Source organism: Pontibacter burrus (genome assembly GCF_010686685.1).
Lineage (GTDB): Bacteria > Bacteroidota > Bacteroidia > Cytophagales > Hymenobacteraceae > Pontibacter > Pontibacter burrus.
In genome coordinates, this window is the sequence record NZ_JAAGWD010000005.1 from 359,913 (window position 1) to 375,309 (window position 15,397).

Consider the following 15,397-nt stretch of genomic DNA (forward strand, 5'->3'; position numbering starts at 1 on the left):
CTATGAAAATCCTGATCCTGAATGGCCCAAACCTGAACCTGCTGGGCATCCGCGAGAAAGCAGTTTATGGCTCCCGCTCTTTTGAAGATTATTTCGAAGAACTAAAGGAGGCTTTCCCAGCACTGGAGTTGTCTTATTTCCAGAGCAACACCGAAGGCACCCTGATCGACAAACTGCATGAGGTTGGTTTCAGCTATAAAGGAATCGTTTTTAATGCCGGCGCTTACACCCATACTTCGGTAGCGTTATCGGATGCGGTGAAGGCTATAGAGGCACCTGTGGTGGAAGTACATATTTCCAACATCTACGCCCGCGAAGCTTTCCGGCATAAAAGCATGATAGCCCCCTACTGCACTGGCAGCATAGTTGGCTTTGGCTTAGAGAGTTACCGCCTGGCATTGCAGTATTTCGAGCGACTGAAGCCAAAACAAATCGGCTTCGGCGCTAATAAATAAACTATAGTACCGTTAGTGTAGAGAAGAGAAGTTTTTATAAAAATATAGTTTTTATACTATATTTTATTTATATTCCAGCATGATGCTTAATTTTTACCCAGGCCCATCCAAAGTATATCCCGAAATTCGCACCTATTTATCAGATGCGTATGACGAAGGTATTTTAGGTGCTCCTCATCGTGGCGAGCAGTTCGTGCAGCTTTCCAGAGCAACGGTGGGCCTGCTGAAACGAAAAATCAACATACCTGAAGATTATTACATTTTCTTTACTTCCGGTGCCACCGAATGCTGGGAGATCCTGATCCAAAGCCTGACCAAACATAAAAGCTATCATATTTATAACGGTTCTTTCGGCGAGAAATGGTTTGACTATGCCAAAAAACTGCGCCCGAATGCAGAAGGCCTGGCTTTTGACCTGAACGAACCCATGCCGGTAGAGCAACTGAAGATAGGTTCCGATACCGAACTTATCTGCTTTACCCAAAACGAAACATCAAACGGCACACAGGTATCGGCGACCAGCATCCTGAACCTGCACAACCGCTACCGCGATACGCTTATAGCTGTAGATGCCACTTCTTCGATGGCCGGCCTCAACCTTAAGTTTATTAAGGCTGATATCTGGTTTGCATCGGTACAGAAATGCTTTGGCCTGCCTGCCGGGTTGGGCATCCTGGTTTGCTCGCCAAGAGCTATTTTCAGGGCAAAGCAAATGGCAGAGCGTGGGCACTACAACAGCCTGGTAAGCATGTACGAGAAAATGCTGAACTACCAGACTACCCACACGCCTAACGTACTGGGTATTTACCTGCTTCGCCGTGTGCTGGAAGACCGCCCCTTTGTAAAAGCCCTTGACCAGGAACTGGTAGACCGCTCGCAAAACCTGTACGAGTTCTTTTCCCAGTTTCAGGACATACAATTGCTGGTGGAGAACGAAGAGGTGCGCTCCAGAACAGTAATTGCCCTACAGGCTACTGAGCGACTGGTTGATGATATTAAAAAGCGTGCCCTGCATCACAACATCCGGCTGGGCAACGGCTATGGTCCGTGGCTGCGGAATACGTTCCGTATCGCCAATTTCCCGGCCATACTAGACGAAGAATTCGAAGAACTGAAGCGCTTTTTCCTGCACTATTACGCGTAATCTTATACCTTTGCGCGCAAATCAAGTATAAGCGCACATGGATATCTTTAACTTCAAGGAAATCATATCAGTTACGCTGATCCTGTTTGCGATCATCGATATTCTGGGCTCTATCCCGATCATCATAAACCTGCGCAAGCGCGAGGGCGTGATCCAGTCTGAGAAAGCCACCATTATTTCGGGTATTCTGATGATCGCGTTCCTGTTTGTGGGCGATGGAATCCTGAAGTTATTCGGCATTGATTTCCAGTCATTTGCTATGGCTGGTGCCATTATTATCTTCATTATTGGTTTGGAGATGATTCTGGGGAAAGACTTTTTTCACACCGACCCTGAGATCAAGAGCGGCTCTATCGTTCCGCTAGCGTTTCCGCTTATAGTTGGGGCCGGCACCATGACCACCCTGCTCTCGTTGCGTGCAGCTTATTCGTTGCCCAATGTACTGGTTGGTATCATCGTAAACCTGATCTTTGTGTACATCGTGCTGAAATCGTCGGGTTGGATAGAGAAGAAACTTGGAAAAGCCGGTGCCGACGTGCTACGTAAAGTGTTCGGGGTTATCCTGCTGGCCATCGCTATTAAACTGTTCAAGAGCAACCTACCGATATAATTATGAATTACAAATGATGAATTATGAATTGGAATAAGCCATTTAAGTTCGAGCGGGTAATCTGTTAAAACACCGAGTATAGTCCTTTATCAGAAACTGTCGCGAAACTATAGGTCCTCTTCTTCGAATTCACTCATTCAAAATTCAGGCATTCAAAATTACTTTATGATTGAAATATTTACAGACGGTGCTTCGCGTGGAAACCCGGGGCCGGGTGGTTATGGCGTTATATTGCGTTGGGGGCCGCATGTAAAGGAGCTTTCTGCCGGTTTCCGGAAAACGACGAACAACCGCATGGAGCTGCTGGCTGTAATTGTGGGGTTAGAGGCTATAACAAAACCGGGCATTCCGATCACCATTTACTCCGACTCGAAATATGTAGTTGATGCTGTAGAGAAACGCTGGGTGTTTGGCTGGCAAAAGAAAGGCTTTGCCGGTAAAGCTAACGGTGACCTGTGGGCTCGGTTTTTGCGCATTTATGCAAAACACAATGTGCGCTTTGTGTGGGTACGCGGTCATGCCGGCCATCCCGAAAACGAGCGCTGCGACGAACTGGCCGTAGCCGCAGCCTTATCACCAAACTTACCAGCCGACGAAGGCTTTGAATCCGGTATGTTTAACTCTAAGTAATTCGGTTTAATTATGAATGCTGAATTATAAATTATGAATTGAGTAAAGTACCTTAACATCAGCATTAATTCTTAATAGATTATTCATAATTCATAATTAAGCGCAGCATTGGCTAATTCTTACTTCCAATTTAAACAGTTCCGGGTTGAGCAGGACAGGTGCGCCATGAAGGTGTGTACCGATTCGTGTTTGTTTGGGGCTGTGGTAGAGGTTGGGCAGGCAAAGCGCATTTTAGATATTGGCACAGGTACCGGACTCCTCTCACTGATGGTGGCGCAGCGCAGTTCTGCAACTATAGATGCTGTTGAAATTAATTCCGATGCCGCCTCTCAGGCCGAAGAAAATTTCGCTGCCAGCCCCTGGCGAGAAAGATTAAACCTACACCCGGTTAGCCTGCAGCAGTTTGCAAACTATAGCCAGCAACGTTACGATGTAATTCTTTCCAATCCGCCGTTCTTCCTAGCATCGCTAAAGTCGGGGAATGCGGCCAAGGATAGCGCAAAACATACCGGTGATTTGTTTTTTGAAGATATTCTGGCATTTGCGCAAAAGCACTTGACACCGGACGGCAAACTATACATTTTGTTGCCACCAGCAGAGGCTACTCACTTTGCCAGCCTGGCTCCTGCTCACCAACTTTTCTTAACAGAAACTATAGAAGTGTTTACCTACATCAACGGCCAGTGCATCCGCCATATCCAAACCTATAGTTTCGCCAAGCCAACCATACCAACTATAAGCCAGCTCCACATCCGGGGGGCTGATAAAGTAACTTACACCACTGCCTTTACAGAATTGCTGAAGGATTATTATCTGCATTTATAACGGTCTGTTCTCTTTGAGAGTACTGCCTTTCATTGCGCGAATTCTCCCTTTGAGGCCAAAGCTTTTCATTTTCTTCTTTGTCATCCTGTAAGGATCTTGTTGACCTTTAGCAAAGACTTAACCAGTTGGGTTAGGGGCCAATTCTACCAACTTAAGGGTTTTCCATTTTCTAAAATGTCATTCCGAGCGCAGTCGAGGAATCTTATATGGCACTGCAATAGGACACATAAGATCTCTCACATTGTTCGAGATGACAAATTCGGCTTAAGTTGGCGGCATTGAGGTTAGGAGTCCTCTTTCTCCACCAAGTTTCTTAACAGAATGGCTTTAATTCAAAGCTCCACTTTCTAGAATGAAACGCTCATCCTCAAAAGTACAGTCCAAATAGAAACAAGTCTGATTCAAACTATAGTACAGACAACACCCTTTCCTGTTCTACGAAATTGATACCGTAGGCCTTCAGCTCTTCCAGCACTGGCTCGTATAGTTCGGGGTGGATTGGAATGACAACGCCGCGCTGCGTGATTTTGCCCTGCAGCAGCAGTTTGGCCAGTATAGCTACCGGCAGGCCAACCGTTTTCGCCATGGCGGTATGCACTTCATCGTCGCCTTTTACTACCAGCGACGAGGTGAATTCATGCTTTTCCCCATCCAGCTCATACTGAAACAGGTGCTGCATCACGATCATGTCTTTGTCGCCGTGCTCGAGCTGCCACTTCTCTTTCAGTATTTTTTCCAGTACCTGGGCCGGTGTCGCATTTGCCAGCTCCACAGGGTTTTCGGAAAACAGATCGAGCCAAGCCAGCTTCTGCATGATTTCGCCTTGCTCCTCTATGCCGGTATAGTTGGCTAGCCGTTGTTCTATAGTTTGCCCGTTTATAGTTGGCGGCAGAAAAGCTTCCAGGTAGCTGCGGTAGGTCATGTTTTCAGAGCCTTCCAAACTATAGCTGTCGTCGGTGAGGCCGAGCTGTACAAATACATTCCAGGCTGCACAATAGCCTTTTCGGCGCAAGGTGCCACGCAGCATGGTTGGTATATCATGCAGGTTGTAAGGTTCGCGATAGCTAAGCGAGTCACGGTTGGCGTAGCCTTCAAAATGGCCGTAGCCTTCTACAAAAATATCCTCGGTGCGGGTAAACAGCTGGTGATACGGGATGTATTTGTAGCCGCCGTTCCGGATGTATTTGGCTGTGCCCTGCCCTGCCAGCACTACGTTGCGCGGGTTCCAGGTAAACTTATAGTTCCATGGGTTGTCGTCAGATTCCGGTGCAATCAGACCGCCGGTGTACGATTTAAAAGAAGTAAGCTTGCCGCCTTTTGCCTGTATGTGCTGTATGGCCGCCATTGCCGACATATGGTCAATGCCAGGGTCCAGACCGGATTCCATGAGGATGGTAATGTTCTTTTGCTGAGCCTCGGCGTGAAGTTCCAGGAAGGCTGGCGTAACATAAGATGCCGTGATCAGGTGCTTTTCCTGCTTTAAACATTCCTGTGCTACTTCTATATGAAAAACTGCCGGCAATAAAGAGATTACCAGGTCTGCCTGTTTTACTTCGGCTTCGCGCTGTGCCTCGTCGTGCACGTTAAAAACAATGGCTTCGGCAAACGGTAGGTGATCTATAACAGACTGCAGGTGGCTTACTACAATATCGCCAATTCGGATGTGCCAGTTCTCGTTTGGGGCGTTTTGCAGCAGGTAATCGATAAGCGAAGAAGCGGAGCGGCCTGCACCAAGCAACAGGATATTTTTCATAGGGCAGCGGTTCTGGTTTTATAGTCTGCCTATAGTTTGCGTGAGGGATAGAGCGGTTGTTTGAGCTCCTATAGTTGGGTACAAACTATAGAGCGAGCCGCGAAAGCCCGACGGCTATGCCGGCACGCCCGACACCAATTTGTGGTTGCCTCCCACACAAACAATAGTTTAATTCTGGTGTTAAGTTAAGGATTACGGGCAGGACAGCAAACGTTTTTATTGTTTTTCAGGAATATAGCTTTATATTTATAGCCCTTTTCTAATTTTTGTATTGAAACGTTCTTAAATGGCAAACAAACTGACCATTAACATTGATGTTGATGTGCTGGACCCGGCTGAGCTTACGGCAGATGAAATGAAGGCGATGCAGCTCGCACAGGAAGCAGCCAATGATGCCTATGCTCCTTACTCTAACTTTTTAGTGGGCGCGGCCCTGCTGTTGGAAGATGGCTCCTTGTTTAAGGGCAGCAACCAGGAAAATGCAGCTTACCCTTCGGGGTTGTGTGCCGAGCGTACTGCCCTGTTCTCGAAAAGTGCCTACTACCCGCATACCAAAATTAAACTGATTGCCGTAACTGCCCGCCGCCGGAGTGAGCAGCAACACCTGCCCGCAATGCCCTGTGGCGCCTGCCGCCAGGTAATGGCCGAATACGAGTTTAAGCAGAAAGAGCCAATCCCTGTGCTGTTACAAGCTGCCGATGGTAAATATCACCGCCTGAAGTCTGTATCGGACCTGCTACCGTTCCAGTTTACGCCGGACCACCTGTAGTATAAAACAGTTCCGGCGAAGTGCCTGTTGTAGCTGAGAACTTACATTACAGCCCATGAACGAGCATCGCCTTACCGTGCCCCGTACTGCCCGCTTTTATATGCTGGGCACGCCTTCTGAAAAGATAACAGACCTGTGGATTGTATGCCATGGCTATGGGCAGCTGGCGCGCTATTTTCTTCGTCATTTTGCTCCGCTGGATAACGGCCGCACTGTTGTGGTTGCTCCTGAGGCGCTCTCACGGTTTTACCTGGATGGGTTTTCGGGGAGGGTAGGTGCTACCTGGATGACGAAAGAAGACCGCCTGGCCGAGATTGATGACCAAGCTGCTTACCTTAACTTGTTGCTGAAGACCCAACTACAGCAACTGCCTGCTGATGTGCGGGTAACTATAGTTGGTTTCTCGCAGGGTGGCGCCACGGTTAGCCGCTGGCTGGCAACTGGTACAACGCATGTGCACCGACTTATACTATGGGCCGCCTCCTTCCCCGAAGACATTGATTTTACCGCCGGCAAAGCTGCCTTCCAAAACTTACCTGTGGCTATAGTTTACGGCACGCAGGATGAGTTTATCACACCCAAAACAGTTCAGAAAAAAGAGCAGCTCATGGCTGAACTCGGCATAAACCCCACCATTTACACCTTTGAAGGCGGCCACACCCTGCACTCCGAAACCCTGCTGAAACTGGATAAAGAGTTGTAATAATTTGTGCTATATTTAGTAACGCAAGAGCTGCAAACTATAGCGCTGTAACTATAGCTATAGTGCGGATAAGGGTGTGTTTGGGTTTATACTATAGTTATGGTTTATAAGAATAAATGGAAAACATAACAAAAGGAGCTTACAAATCACCTGGAAAGAATCACGGCTTTGACTTCATTTTTGAAGGTGAAATCAGATTTGGACCATGTTTTTATAAAATTGCTTTGGATGGGGTGTTGATTCCAGATCGCATTTTCGGATTTGAGTTCAAGTGGGATTCTAACTCCAAGTTCTTGGCACTTCAAGAATGGTTAACAACTGACTATAGAAATGGACCTATAACTGCCTTAACTATCATAGATTTAAATACAAGAAAACTTGCTCGAATTTCCAAAGCAGATGGAGGGTTTATAAAACCACTAATGTTTGAGGATGATAAAATCATCTTTGAGAAAGAGTACCTTGCAGAAGCTAAAAAGATAGAGTTTGAAATAAATCTGAACAATATCAAGAACTGGGAAGATTGAAAAATAACTACACCACAACATGGTATAGTAGTAAAGCTTACTATCGCTTCGCCTCTTCTACTAAAACACGTTAGCGGTAACTTCTAATTATGAAGAAGATTCTCAAAAGATATAATGAGTCATTTTTTGTTGAAGTCAATCAATCAAAAGACAAAGTGATTGAATTTGTATCCCAAGAAAAAAATAAAAAAAGAGACATCTTCGGATTCCTTAGCAGCAGTCCCTTGGATTACAGTGAAGTCACTGTTTCTGGTGAAAAGATATGTATTGAAGTGTTGCCCAAAATGTTAAACCCATATAGGGGAATGGGCGAAATTCACATGAGTGTACAAAGTGGTTCAAGCAGTTCAGAAACCATAATTGAAGGAGAAATAATACCTTATAATAGCCTTTACTTCTTTTTAATCTGTATGGTGATTGGCCTTTTAGTTTTATGGACACCTTTAGTTTTAGTAATGAGTTCAGGCATTCATACCTTCATCATGCTTGCTTTCGGATGGACAATATTTCCATTAGTTTTATACCTGATGCCCATTTGGAATAGAATCAGACTTAGGGAGTATAAGGAGTTCTTTATAGCTGCTTTAATGAAAAGCTAAAAAAAAAGCATCAGCTTACAAGCACATAAGTAAAGCTTCTGCTGCGCCTCGCTCACTTTATGTACTATACCGCTAGCAATATTTTAAGTCAATGAAGTATAAAGATGACAATATAGGTACTATCTCCTCCTTCTTACTTGCGATCGTTATTATTCTTTGGGGTATTAAGATGATTGCAAAGAACCTTGTGGCTGTGGGAGTTAGTAGCAGGACTTTATCCCTGTCAGGTTTTGGTGGCGAATATTTAATATTAATGGGTTTAATATTACTGTTCGTAGCATACCACGGTCTGTCTCCCCTTGGTAAAATACGGCGGTTTCTTGAAGGGGACTTTAAGAAAAAGGACAAACAAAAGCAATCAAAGAAATAGCTAAACATAATTTACGCTAGTCATAACCTAGCTCTACTAAAACATAACTCCACTTCACAAAACCCATACCCCACAACAAACCAACATGGAAGACCACAAAAATCAAAATGCTGATACAACGCCAAAAGTGACCGGAATAGGCGGCATATTCTTTTATTCAGGCGATCCGCAGGAGACACGGGAATGGTATGCCAAGAATTTAGGACTTGAGATGAATGATTGGGGAACATCGAGCTTTGAATCCAGGAATGTTAATAATCCAGATGAGATAGACACGCTCCAGTGGTGTCCATTTAAAGAGGGAGACAAATATTTTGCCCCATCCAAAAAAGACTTCATGATCAACTACCGGGTTCAGAACATAGAGGGGCTTGTTGCAAAACTCAAAGCAAATGGTGTTACCATTCTCGACGACATCGCAACATTCGACTACGGAAAGTTTGTGCATATTATGGACGCACAAGGCAACAAAATTGAACTATGGGAGCCAGCTGGTTAAAAAGCCTGATTTGCAAAACCGCTTCCTAAAGTACTTCAAGATCTTAGTAGCTGCATCAACTATAGAATTAGAACATTAATATATTTTATTACGTATATACAATTAATCAGACAAAATACCCTGAAAATGTGTATTCCTGTATAAAATCTGTTCTAAAACCCTTGTAGTTATGCAAAAGAAGTTTTACGCTTTCACCTTGCTATACTTTGTGTCGGTTGCTGTTTTCGCGCAAAGTAAGATCAACATCACCGCCAACATCCCCGACGCCAAGTTTTTTCTGCTCCGCGAAACCGACAATGCCGAAGTGGCAGAACTGGGCGTAGGCAGCATTGAACTGAAGCTGGAAAAGGATGCAAAGAACCGCATTAAAATAGTAAAGGACGGTTACGAGCCCCTTATAAAAGAATATCCGCGCACGGTAAAATGGGAGAAAGAACAGAAAGTAGCGCTGGAAAACCGCATGGTAGATATCAGTGTGGAGCCTTATGATGCCGAGATTTTTGTTGACGGCCGCATGATCGGGACGAAACGCACCAATCTTATAGTTGGCAAAGGCAAGTTCCTGACGGTAGAGATCAAGAAAACAGGGTTTGCTCCCATCACCAAAGTATACTATAACTCCCCTGACCGTGAAGTACCACCTGCAAAAGACTTTTTTGAGCTGAAAGACCGGCAGGTTCGCCTGGAAGTGGCCCCAGCCGATGCCGCCATACTGGTAAATGGTGTAGCTAAAGGGCGCGGCAATTCTGATATAACCGTACCCGTTGGCGAGTGTGTAACAGTAACTGTTAACCGCGAGGGCTTTGCCGATGTAACACAGGTTTTCTGCAACAAACCAGACACTGATCCGGCTCCGCCGGTTCGGTACAGAGCTGCCCTGGAAGACCGCCTGGTTAAACTCACTACCGCTCCTGCCGATGCCAACATAGAAGTAAATGGCAAAATTGTAGGTGTAGGCAAATACGACCTGAAAGTACCAAAGAATGCATGTATAGAGCTGCGCGTGGTAAAAGATGGCTTTATCCGGTATGTGAAAAACTACTGCAACCAGAACAACATGCAGGAGCCGCCACTCACTGAGTTTGTAGAGATGGTCGCTGATGAAGCCTACAACTCTTCTATCTCTACTGACATGGCTAACGTGCGCATCACCATTCCGGTAAATAAAGCGATGAACCCTGAGGACGCGTGGCGTACCTTAAGCTCTATAATTACGCGCAGCTTTGATGTGCTGGAAACTGTAGATTACAATACCGGCTACCTTACTACTGCCTGGCAGGTGCAGAATTTCAACGGCATGAGTACCATCCGTACCCGTGTAATCATAAGCTCAGGCGGTAGTTCTGATGGTCTAACCTATGTGGTTAAACTGGTAAGTCAGCGGGCCGATGGCGTTACAAGCGTTAAAGAAGATCAGCTGTTTACGGACTGGGAAAGACTACTAAAGCGCTACGGCAGTATTGTAGAAGAGCTTCAGGCCAGGCTACAGTAACAAACTATAACTATAAATGTACAAGCCCCGTCAACTGCTGACGGGGCCTTGTGTATCTATAGTTCTCAGAGATTACTACCCCGAGTTAACTTTTTAACTTTTTAACTTTTTAACTTTTTAACTTTCTAACTTTCTAACTTCATAACTTCTTAACTTCCCCTCTCCCACATCCCTGTCATTACTACTTCTAAAAGGTGCTGGTCCGGGTCGCGGAAGTAGAAAGATAAAAAGCCACCACCCCAGTCGTATTCCTGTTCTATAGTTATGCCGGCTGCTTCCACTTCAGCTTTGGTTTTGCTATAGTCTGCTTTACTTACTTCAAAGGCCAGGTGCAGTTGCCCGCTCCCGTAGTGTGGCGGCAGGGTTTCAGCTTTACTAGCTGCTTCGGCAATAAAGCACAGTAATACCGAGCTCCCCGCCCTGAAAAAAACATGCCTGCCGGGTACTTCGCCAATTACCTTAAACTTTAGCAGGCCATTATAAAACGCTTTGCACCTACCAAGATCGGCAACGTAAAGGCAGGTTTCTTTTATTTTTACAACATCCATACCAGCTCAAAAAAGGTCATTTACAGATCTCTATATAGCAAACGTAACTCATAGCTGTTCGTTAGATAGTTATCAGCTTGTATCCTACAGCATAAACTATGAAGCTTATGATGAAAATTTTTATTGTTTTTGCCACTGTACTAGCCGTGGCTTTTTATTTCTTTTACAACTCCAATCAAACATCGCCTGCAGCAGTTACAACTGTTGGCGGCCAGCTCGAAAAACTTGCTCCGCTCCCCTCGGAGGTTAAAGAAAGCTCGGGCATTGAAGCTGCGGCCAAGCAAGGCCACTACATTACCCATAACGATGCCAACAACAAACCTTACCTATACGAAATCGACGAGAAAGGGCATCTGGTACAAACCTATAAGTTGAAGATTCCAAATGTGGACTGGGAAGATTTAACAAGTGATGACAAGGGCAACCTCTACATAAGCGATACCGGCAACAACGACAACAAGCGTAAAGAACTGGCAGTATATAAAGTAAATGCTGAGAACATGCAGCAGGTACAGCCAATCCGGTTTACATACGAAGACCAGCCCGCAAAAACATCAAAAAAAGACAAGTTAGATTTTGACTGCGAAGCCCTGTTCTGGCACGACAACTATTTATACCTGATTACGAAGGACCGTAACAAAAAAGGGATAGCACGTGTGTACCGCCTCCCCGACAAGCCCGGAAACTACAAAGCACAAAAGGTCGGTACCATAAAAATGACAGATCTGGTTACCGGCGCAGCCATCAGCCCCGATGCAAGTGCGGTAGCACTACTAAGCGAAGAGAAGGTTCACCTTTACCAGAATGTATCGTCGGTAGACAAATTTTATGAGGGCAAGCCAAAAGAGATAAAACTCAGCGGAGCCGGACAAACAGAGGGCATCATGTTTAAGGATGACAATACACTGATCCTTACCAGCGAAGGCGGTAACTTATATAGGTACTCGCTTTAAGATTGTGGGCAAGCAAAAGGGCTGCAGTTTATTGCTGCAGCCCTTTTGTTATTTTGCTTCCTGTAGTTTGCCACCTGGTAAGGCTGGCTTCGGATTTCGCCATACTCTGAACAGCACAAACAAGCCGATCAGGATTAGCGGCAGGCTTAGCAGCTGCCCCATGTTCAGGCTCATCGTATCTTCAAATTCAACCTGGTTCTCTTTCAGGAACTCTACCAGGAAGCGGAAAGTGAATAGCAACGTTACGAATAAGCCAAACAACAAGCCCAGCGGCAGTCTTTCCTTATACTTCTTCCAGAGCCCATAAAGCAGCACAAACAGCAGAAACGCGCAAAGTGCCTCGTATAGTTGTGTTGGATGGCGCGGGTCCAGAGAAGCGGCCACACCGTTTATGATCTCGTGGTTTCGTTCAAACTTAAACGCCCACGGCACATCTGTTACCTTACCTATAATTTCTGAGTTCATCAGGTTGCCCAATCGGATCAGTGCACCACCCAATGCTACCACAATTACAATGCGGTCGAGCACCCACATGTAGTTGAATTTATGGTTCCGGCTAAACAACCAAAGCGAGAAAAGGATACCTATAGTTGCTCCATGGCTTGCAAGTCCGCCTTTCCATATCTTCAGTATCTCGATGGGGTTGCTCAGATAATACTCTGGGTCGTAAAACAAGGTATGCCCCAAGCGAGCGCCTATCACTGTACCAATGATCATGTAGAGTGTAATTACGTCCACATCGCCTTCGGTTCGGCCCTCAGCAACATAAATTCTGCTCAGTATGCGCTGCCCGAATACAAAAGCAAGGGCAAATAACAGTCCATACCAACGCACCGAAATCGGGCCGATATTAAATATTTCCGGATCTACGTTCCAGGGAATAAAGTTCAGTAAACTCATATAAGGGTGATGATCGTGTATAGCCAAAGTTACAATAAATCGGGCAGGTACAAAAAGATGTGTTATAACTATAGTTTCTTCTTTGCTTACTGAACTTCTTTGTCATCCTGAGCATTCTTGAGACGAGAGTCAAAGAGAGCCAGCGTAGCTGTGAGGGATCTTATATGTACTATAGTTGCCACAGGACACAAGCATTCTGTGCTATAGTTACTTCTGATCCTGGGAGCTCTACTCACTTATAGTTTCAATTTAGCATTGGTACGCTCCCGGCCGCGGGGCCCCGTCTTCGGGCATCGCGCTGCTGCCTTCTTGCTATCCTCGTTCCTCGGATTGGCTGCGCCACCGCAACAAGTCAAAGGCGCTCAACCCAAAGACTGATATCATTCGATAGCTATAGTTCTTTTAGTATGAATATCTATAGTTACATCGCCTTCTCGTGGTGGTAGTTCCTTGTGCCAGGCTGCGCCTGCCTGGTTATGATCTGGAATTATAGCACTACAGCTCAACTATAGCAATGGCAGAAAGTCCCCCTTTGAAGGGGGTAGGGGGATGACTAACGTCCACTATAACACGATAGCCCAAACTATAGCAAAGGCAGAAAAGCTCCCCTCCTTAGATAAGGAGGGGTAGGGGTGGTTTGACAACCATAACTTTAGAACTATAGCTCCAACAATAGAAAAAGCTTCAGTCCTGTAAAACAGAAAAAATCTCACTTAATCACTGGTCCAAACCTTTTACCTGATTCAGTTCACTTCTGAAACCGCCACTCAGGATCGGGAAGCGGAGCCAGCTTCTTGGGTCCAGGCTATAGTCATCGAGGTGGAAGGCCGGGGCATAACGTTCGCGCTTCCATTGGTTGCGGCTCCATAAACTATAGAATTTCGTGATCCAACCTTGTATCGTTTCAGCATCGGCTACACCTGAAGCCAGCAGCTTTTCATAAACTTCGTGGGGAGCAAGACGGTCGTAAAAAGCCATTCGCTCAATCTGGTTCAACACATCATACGGCATCAGGTCTTTCTCATCGGTCTGTGATTCTTTTGCCGGACGCAGCTCTGCTGATGGTTGGAGATTATTTACGTACTGCAGGCCTTCGTAACCTAGTTCGGTCTGACACCAAACCAGCAATTGCCTGATAAAGGATTTATCGATACCCGCAATTGGCGAAATGCTACCGGCTGTGTCGCCATCCATCGTAGCATAACCAACAGCAGCTTCACTTCTATTGGAAGTAGCTAACAGCAAAGCACCTTTAATATTTGTCAGCATCCAGATAGATGGAGCCCGCACACGTGCTTGTATGTTTTGAAGTGTCACATCGTCTTCGGCCCAAGTAAGTGGGCGCTCTATCGCACCTTCGATAATGGAAGTATAGCCTTTTACCTGTTCATCTATGGTCCAGGAATAAAATACAGCGCCAATACTATGCGCCAGTTCTTTTGCAGAAGTAAATGTGTCGTCAGACGAGTTTTCCGTACCCTGATACGCGCAGGTAAGCAAGCGATTAACCAATTCTTTTATAGCCTGCGCTTTGCTTAGTGTATCAAAGTAGGCCGCATCTTTTAGCGGAAACAATTGTGTTTTCGCTAAAAAGCCAAGCACCCCCAACCCTTCTACACCACGGCGCACCATTTCAGCTACCGCTACTGCACACAAAGAGGAATCTGCTCCGCCGCTCAGCGATAATACAAAACCACGGCTGTGACTCTTGCGCATATAGTCGAACAGGCCAAGGCTTAGTGCAGCCATCACCTCGCGGTTTTCATCTATAGGCGGCAGGTATTCAATCTCAGTAGCTACTTCAGAGTTCTCGCTAAAGCTGACTTCCGCCAGTTCAAGGTCTACATTTTTAAAGCTTAGCAGTTCGTTTCGTTTCAGCAGCTTTCCGTTCTGGGCGATCAGTACTTCACCGTCATAAATTACCTTTCCGGCTTCGTTACCCAGCAGGTTGGCATACACATAAGCGCACTGGTATTTTTTTGATGCCTCTACCACTAAGCGGTAACGCACATCAGTTTTACTCAGGGCAAAGTGGCTGGCGCTTGGGTTAAGTATGAGCTGTACCCCTTTTGCCATATGGCGTTCTGCAGGTCGGTTCGGACGCCAGGCATCTTCACAAATCTCAAATGCATATTTCACACCCTGCTCTTCGTAAATCAAATCGCCGATCTGATACTTCTGCCCGAGCATCTCAAATTCGCCTACCTGGTTGGCAGGCCACTCGGTAAACCAGCGTGGTTCGTAATGCAACCCGTCTTTTGCCAGGAACTGTTTTGCCGTAAAGCCAACAATCTCTTTATTCCGGATCACGCAAGCCGTGTTGTATACTTCCTTCCCGATCCAGATGTGCACCCCCACACAAACTGTAATGCCGTCGCACCACTCTTTTATCTGTAGCAGACGTTTAAAAGCTTCTTCGCCCAGCCACGGGCTCAGGAAAAGGTCTTCGCAGCCATAGCCGGTAATGCAAAGTTCCGGCAGCAGCAGAATATCAACATTGTTAACTATAGCCTCGTTAATGGCTTCCTTTATATTCTGCAGGTTGTTTTCCCAGTCCAGCGGAGTCTGGTTAAGGGCGGCACCTGCCAGCGTGAGTCGGGTTTCTTTCATAGGGTTATAT

The 15,397-nt window shown here is 45.9% G+C and carries 17 protein-coding genes; 13 read left to right on the forward strand and 4 right to left on the reverse strand.

Annotated elements, in window-relative coordinates; translation table 11 throughout:
• Window positions 1–2 precede the first annotated feature (2 nt).
• From aroQ to GXP69_RS13150, 5 genes are all read left to right on the forward strand, one after another.
• The gene (aroQ, locus tag GXP69_RS13130; RefSeq protein WP_163915525.1) at window positions 3–455 is read left to right on the forward strand and encodes a type II 3-dehydroquinate dehydratase; all 453 of its coding nucleotides are present in this window, start codon (window positions 3–5) and stop codon (window positions 453–455) included.
• Window positions 456–537: 82 nt separating this feature from the next.
• On the forward strand, window positions 538–1,599 hold the full coding sequence (locus GXP69_RS13135; RefSeq protein WP_163915610.1) for an aminotransferase class V-fold PLP-dependent enzyme: 1,062 nt from the start codon (window positions 538–540) through the stop codon (window positions 1,597–1,599).
• Between the two features lie 43 nt (window positions 1,600–1,642).
• Window positions 1,643–2,209, forward strand: coding sequence for a MarC family protein (locus GXP69_RS13140; RefSeq protein ID WP_163915611.1), 567 nt, complete (start codon window positions 1,643–1,645; stop codon window positions 2,207–2,209).
• Between the two features lie 165 nt (window positions 2,210–2,374).
• Window positions 2,375–2,839 (forward strand): ribonuclease HI, encoded by a 465-nt coding sequence (gene rnhA / locus GXP69_RS13145; protein WP_163915526.1) that lies wholly within the window; start codon window positions 2,375–2,377, stop codon window positions 2,837–2,839.
• 108 nt (window positions 2,840–2,947) lie between these two features.
• On the forward strand, window positions 2,948–3,664 hold the full coding sequence (locus tag GXP69_RS13150; RefSeq protein WP_163915527.1) for a tRNA1(Val) (adenine(37)-N6)-methyltransferase: 717 nt from the start codon (window positions 2,948–2,950) through the stop codon (window positions 3,662–3,664).
• A gap of 406 nt (window positions 3,665–4,070) precedes the next feature.
• Here GXP69_RS13150 and GXP69_RS13155 read toward each other — a convergent pair whose 3' ends face one another.
• Window positions 4,071–5,417: a saccharopine dehydrogenase family protein gene (locus tag GXP69_RS13155; protein ID WP_163915528.1), complete on the reverse strand. Its 1,347-nt coding sequence runs from the start codon at window positions 5,415–5,417 to the stop codon at window positions 4,071–4,073.
• Window positions 5,418–5,703: 286 nt separating this feature from the next.
• Between GXP69_RS13155 and cdd the strand changes: the two genes are divergently transcribed.
• The 7 genes from cdd to GXP69_RS13190 all read left to right on the forward strand — a co-directional run bounded on the left by cdd (window position 5,704) and on the right by GXP69_RS13190 (window position 10,376).
• Window positions 5,704–6,186, forward strand: a complete 483-nt coding sequence (gene cdd / locus GXP69_RS13160) for a cytidine deaminase (protein WP_163915529.1) — start codon at window positions 5,704–5,706, stop codon at window positions 6,184–6,186.
• A gap of 55 nt (window positions 6,187–6,241) precedes the next feature.
• Window positions 6,242–6,889: an alpha/beta hydrolase gene (locus GXP69_RS13165; protein ID WP_163915530.1), complete on the forward strand. Its 648-nt coding sequence runs from the start codon at window positions 6,242–6,244 to the stop codon at window positions 6,887–6,889.
• Window positions 6,890–7,005: 116 nt separating this feature from the next.
• A complete protein-coding gene (locus tag GXP69_RS13170; protein ID WP_163915531.1) occupies window positions 7,006–7,416 on the forward strand; it encodes a hypothetical protein in 411 nt (136 codons plus the stop codon).
• A gap of 89 nt (window positions 7,417–7,505) precedes the next feature.
• The gene (locus tag GXP69_RS13175) at window positions 7,506–8,015 is read left to right on the forward strand and encodes a hypothetical protein (protein WP_163915532.1); all 510 of its coding nucleotides are present in this window, start codon (window positions 7,506–7,508) and stop codon (window positions 8,013–8,015) included.
• A 91-nt stretch (window positions 8,016–8,106) separates the two neighbouring features.
• Window positions 8,107–8,385: a hypothetical protein gene (locus GXP69_RS13180; protein WP_163915533.1), complete on the forward strand. Its 279-nt coding sequence runs from the start codon at window positions 8,107–8,109 to the stop codon at window positions 8,383–8,385.
• Between the two features lie 85 nt (window positions 8,386–8,470).
• Window positions 8,471–8,884 carry a VOC family protein gene (locus GXP69_RS13185; protein ID WP_163915534.1) on the forward strand — a complete coding sequence of 138 codons (414 nt, stop codon included), beginning with the start codon at window positions 8,471–8,473 and terminating at the stop codon, window positions 8,882–8,884.
• A 169-nt stretch (window positions 8,885–9,053) separates the two neighbouring features.
• On the forward strand, window positions 9,054–10,376 hold the full coding sequence (locus GXP69_RS13190; RefSeq protein ID WP_163915535.1) for a hypothetical protein: 1,323 nt from the start codon (window positions 9,054–9,056) through the stop codon (window positions 10,374–10,376).
• 149 nt (window positions 10,377–10,525) lie between these two features.
• On the opposite strand, the gene GXP69_RS13195 is transcribed toward GXP69_RS13190, so the two are convergent.
• A complete protein-coding gene (locus GXP69_RS13195; RefSeq protein ID WP_163915536.1) occupies window positions 10,526–10,924 on the reverse strand; it encodes a VOC family protein in 399 nt (132 codons plus the stop codon).
• 107 nt (window positions 10,925–11,031) lie between these two features.
• On the opposite strand from GXP69_RS13195, the gene GXP69_RS13200 reads away from it, so the two are divergent.
• Window positions 11,032–11,877, forward strand: coding sequence for an SdiA-regulated/phytase-like domain-containing protein (locus GXP69_RS13200; RefSeq protein WP_235925712.1), 846 nt, complete (start codon window positions 11,032–11,034; stop codon window positions 11,875–11,877).
• 48 nt (window positions 11,878–11,925) lie between these two features.
• On the opposite strand, the gene lgt is transcribed toward GXP69_RS13200, so the two are convergent.
• Complete coding sequence (gene lgt, locus GXP69_RS13205; protein WP_163915538.1) at window positions 11,926–12,777, reverse strand: prolipoprotein diacylglyceryl transferase; 852 nt, start codon at window positions 12,775–12,777, stop codon at window positions 11,926–11,928.
• Between the two features lie 717 nt (window positions 12,778–13,494).
• Entirely contained in the window at window positions 13,495–15,387 is a 1,893-nt protein-coding gene (gene nadE / locus GXP69_RS13210) for an NAD(+) synthase (protein WP_163915539.1), read from the reverse strand.
• Between the last annotated feature and the right edge of the window lie 10 nt (window positions 15,388–15,397).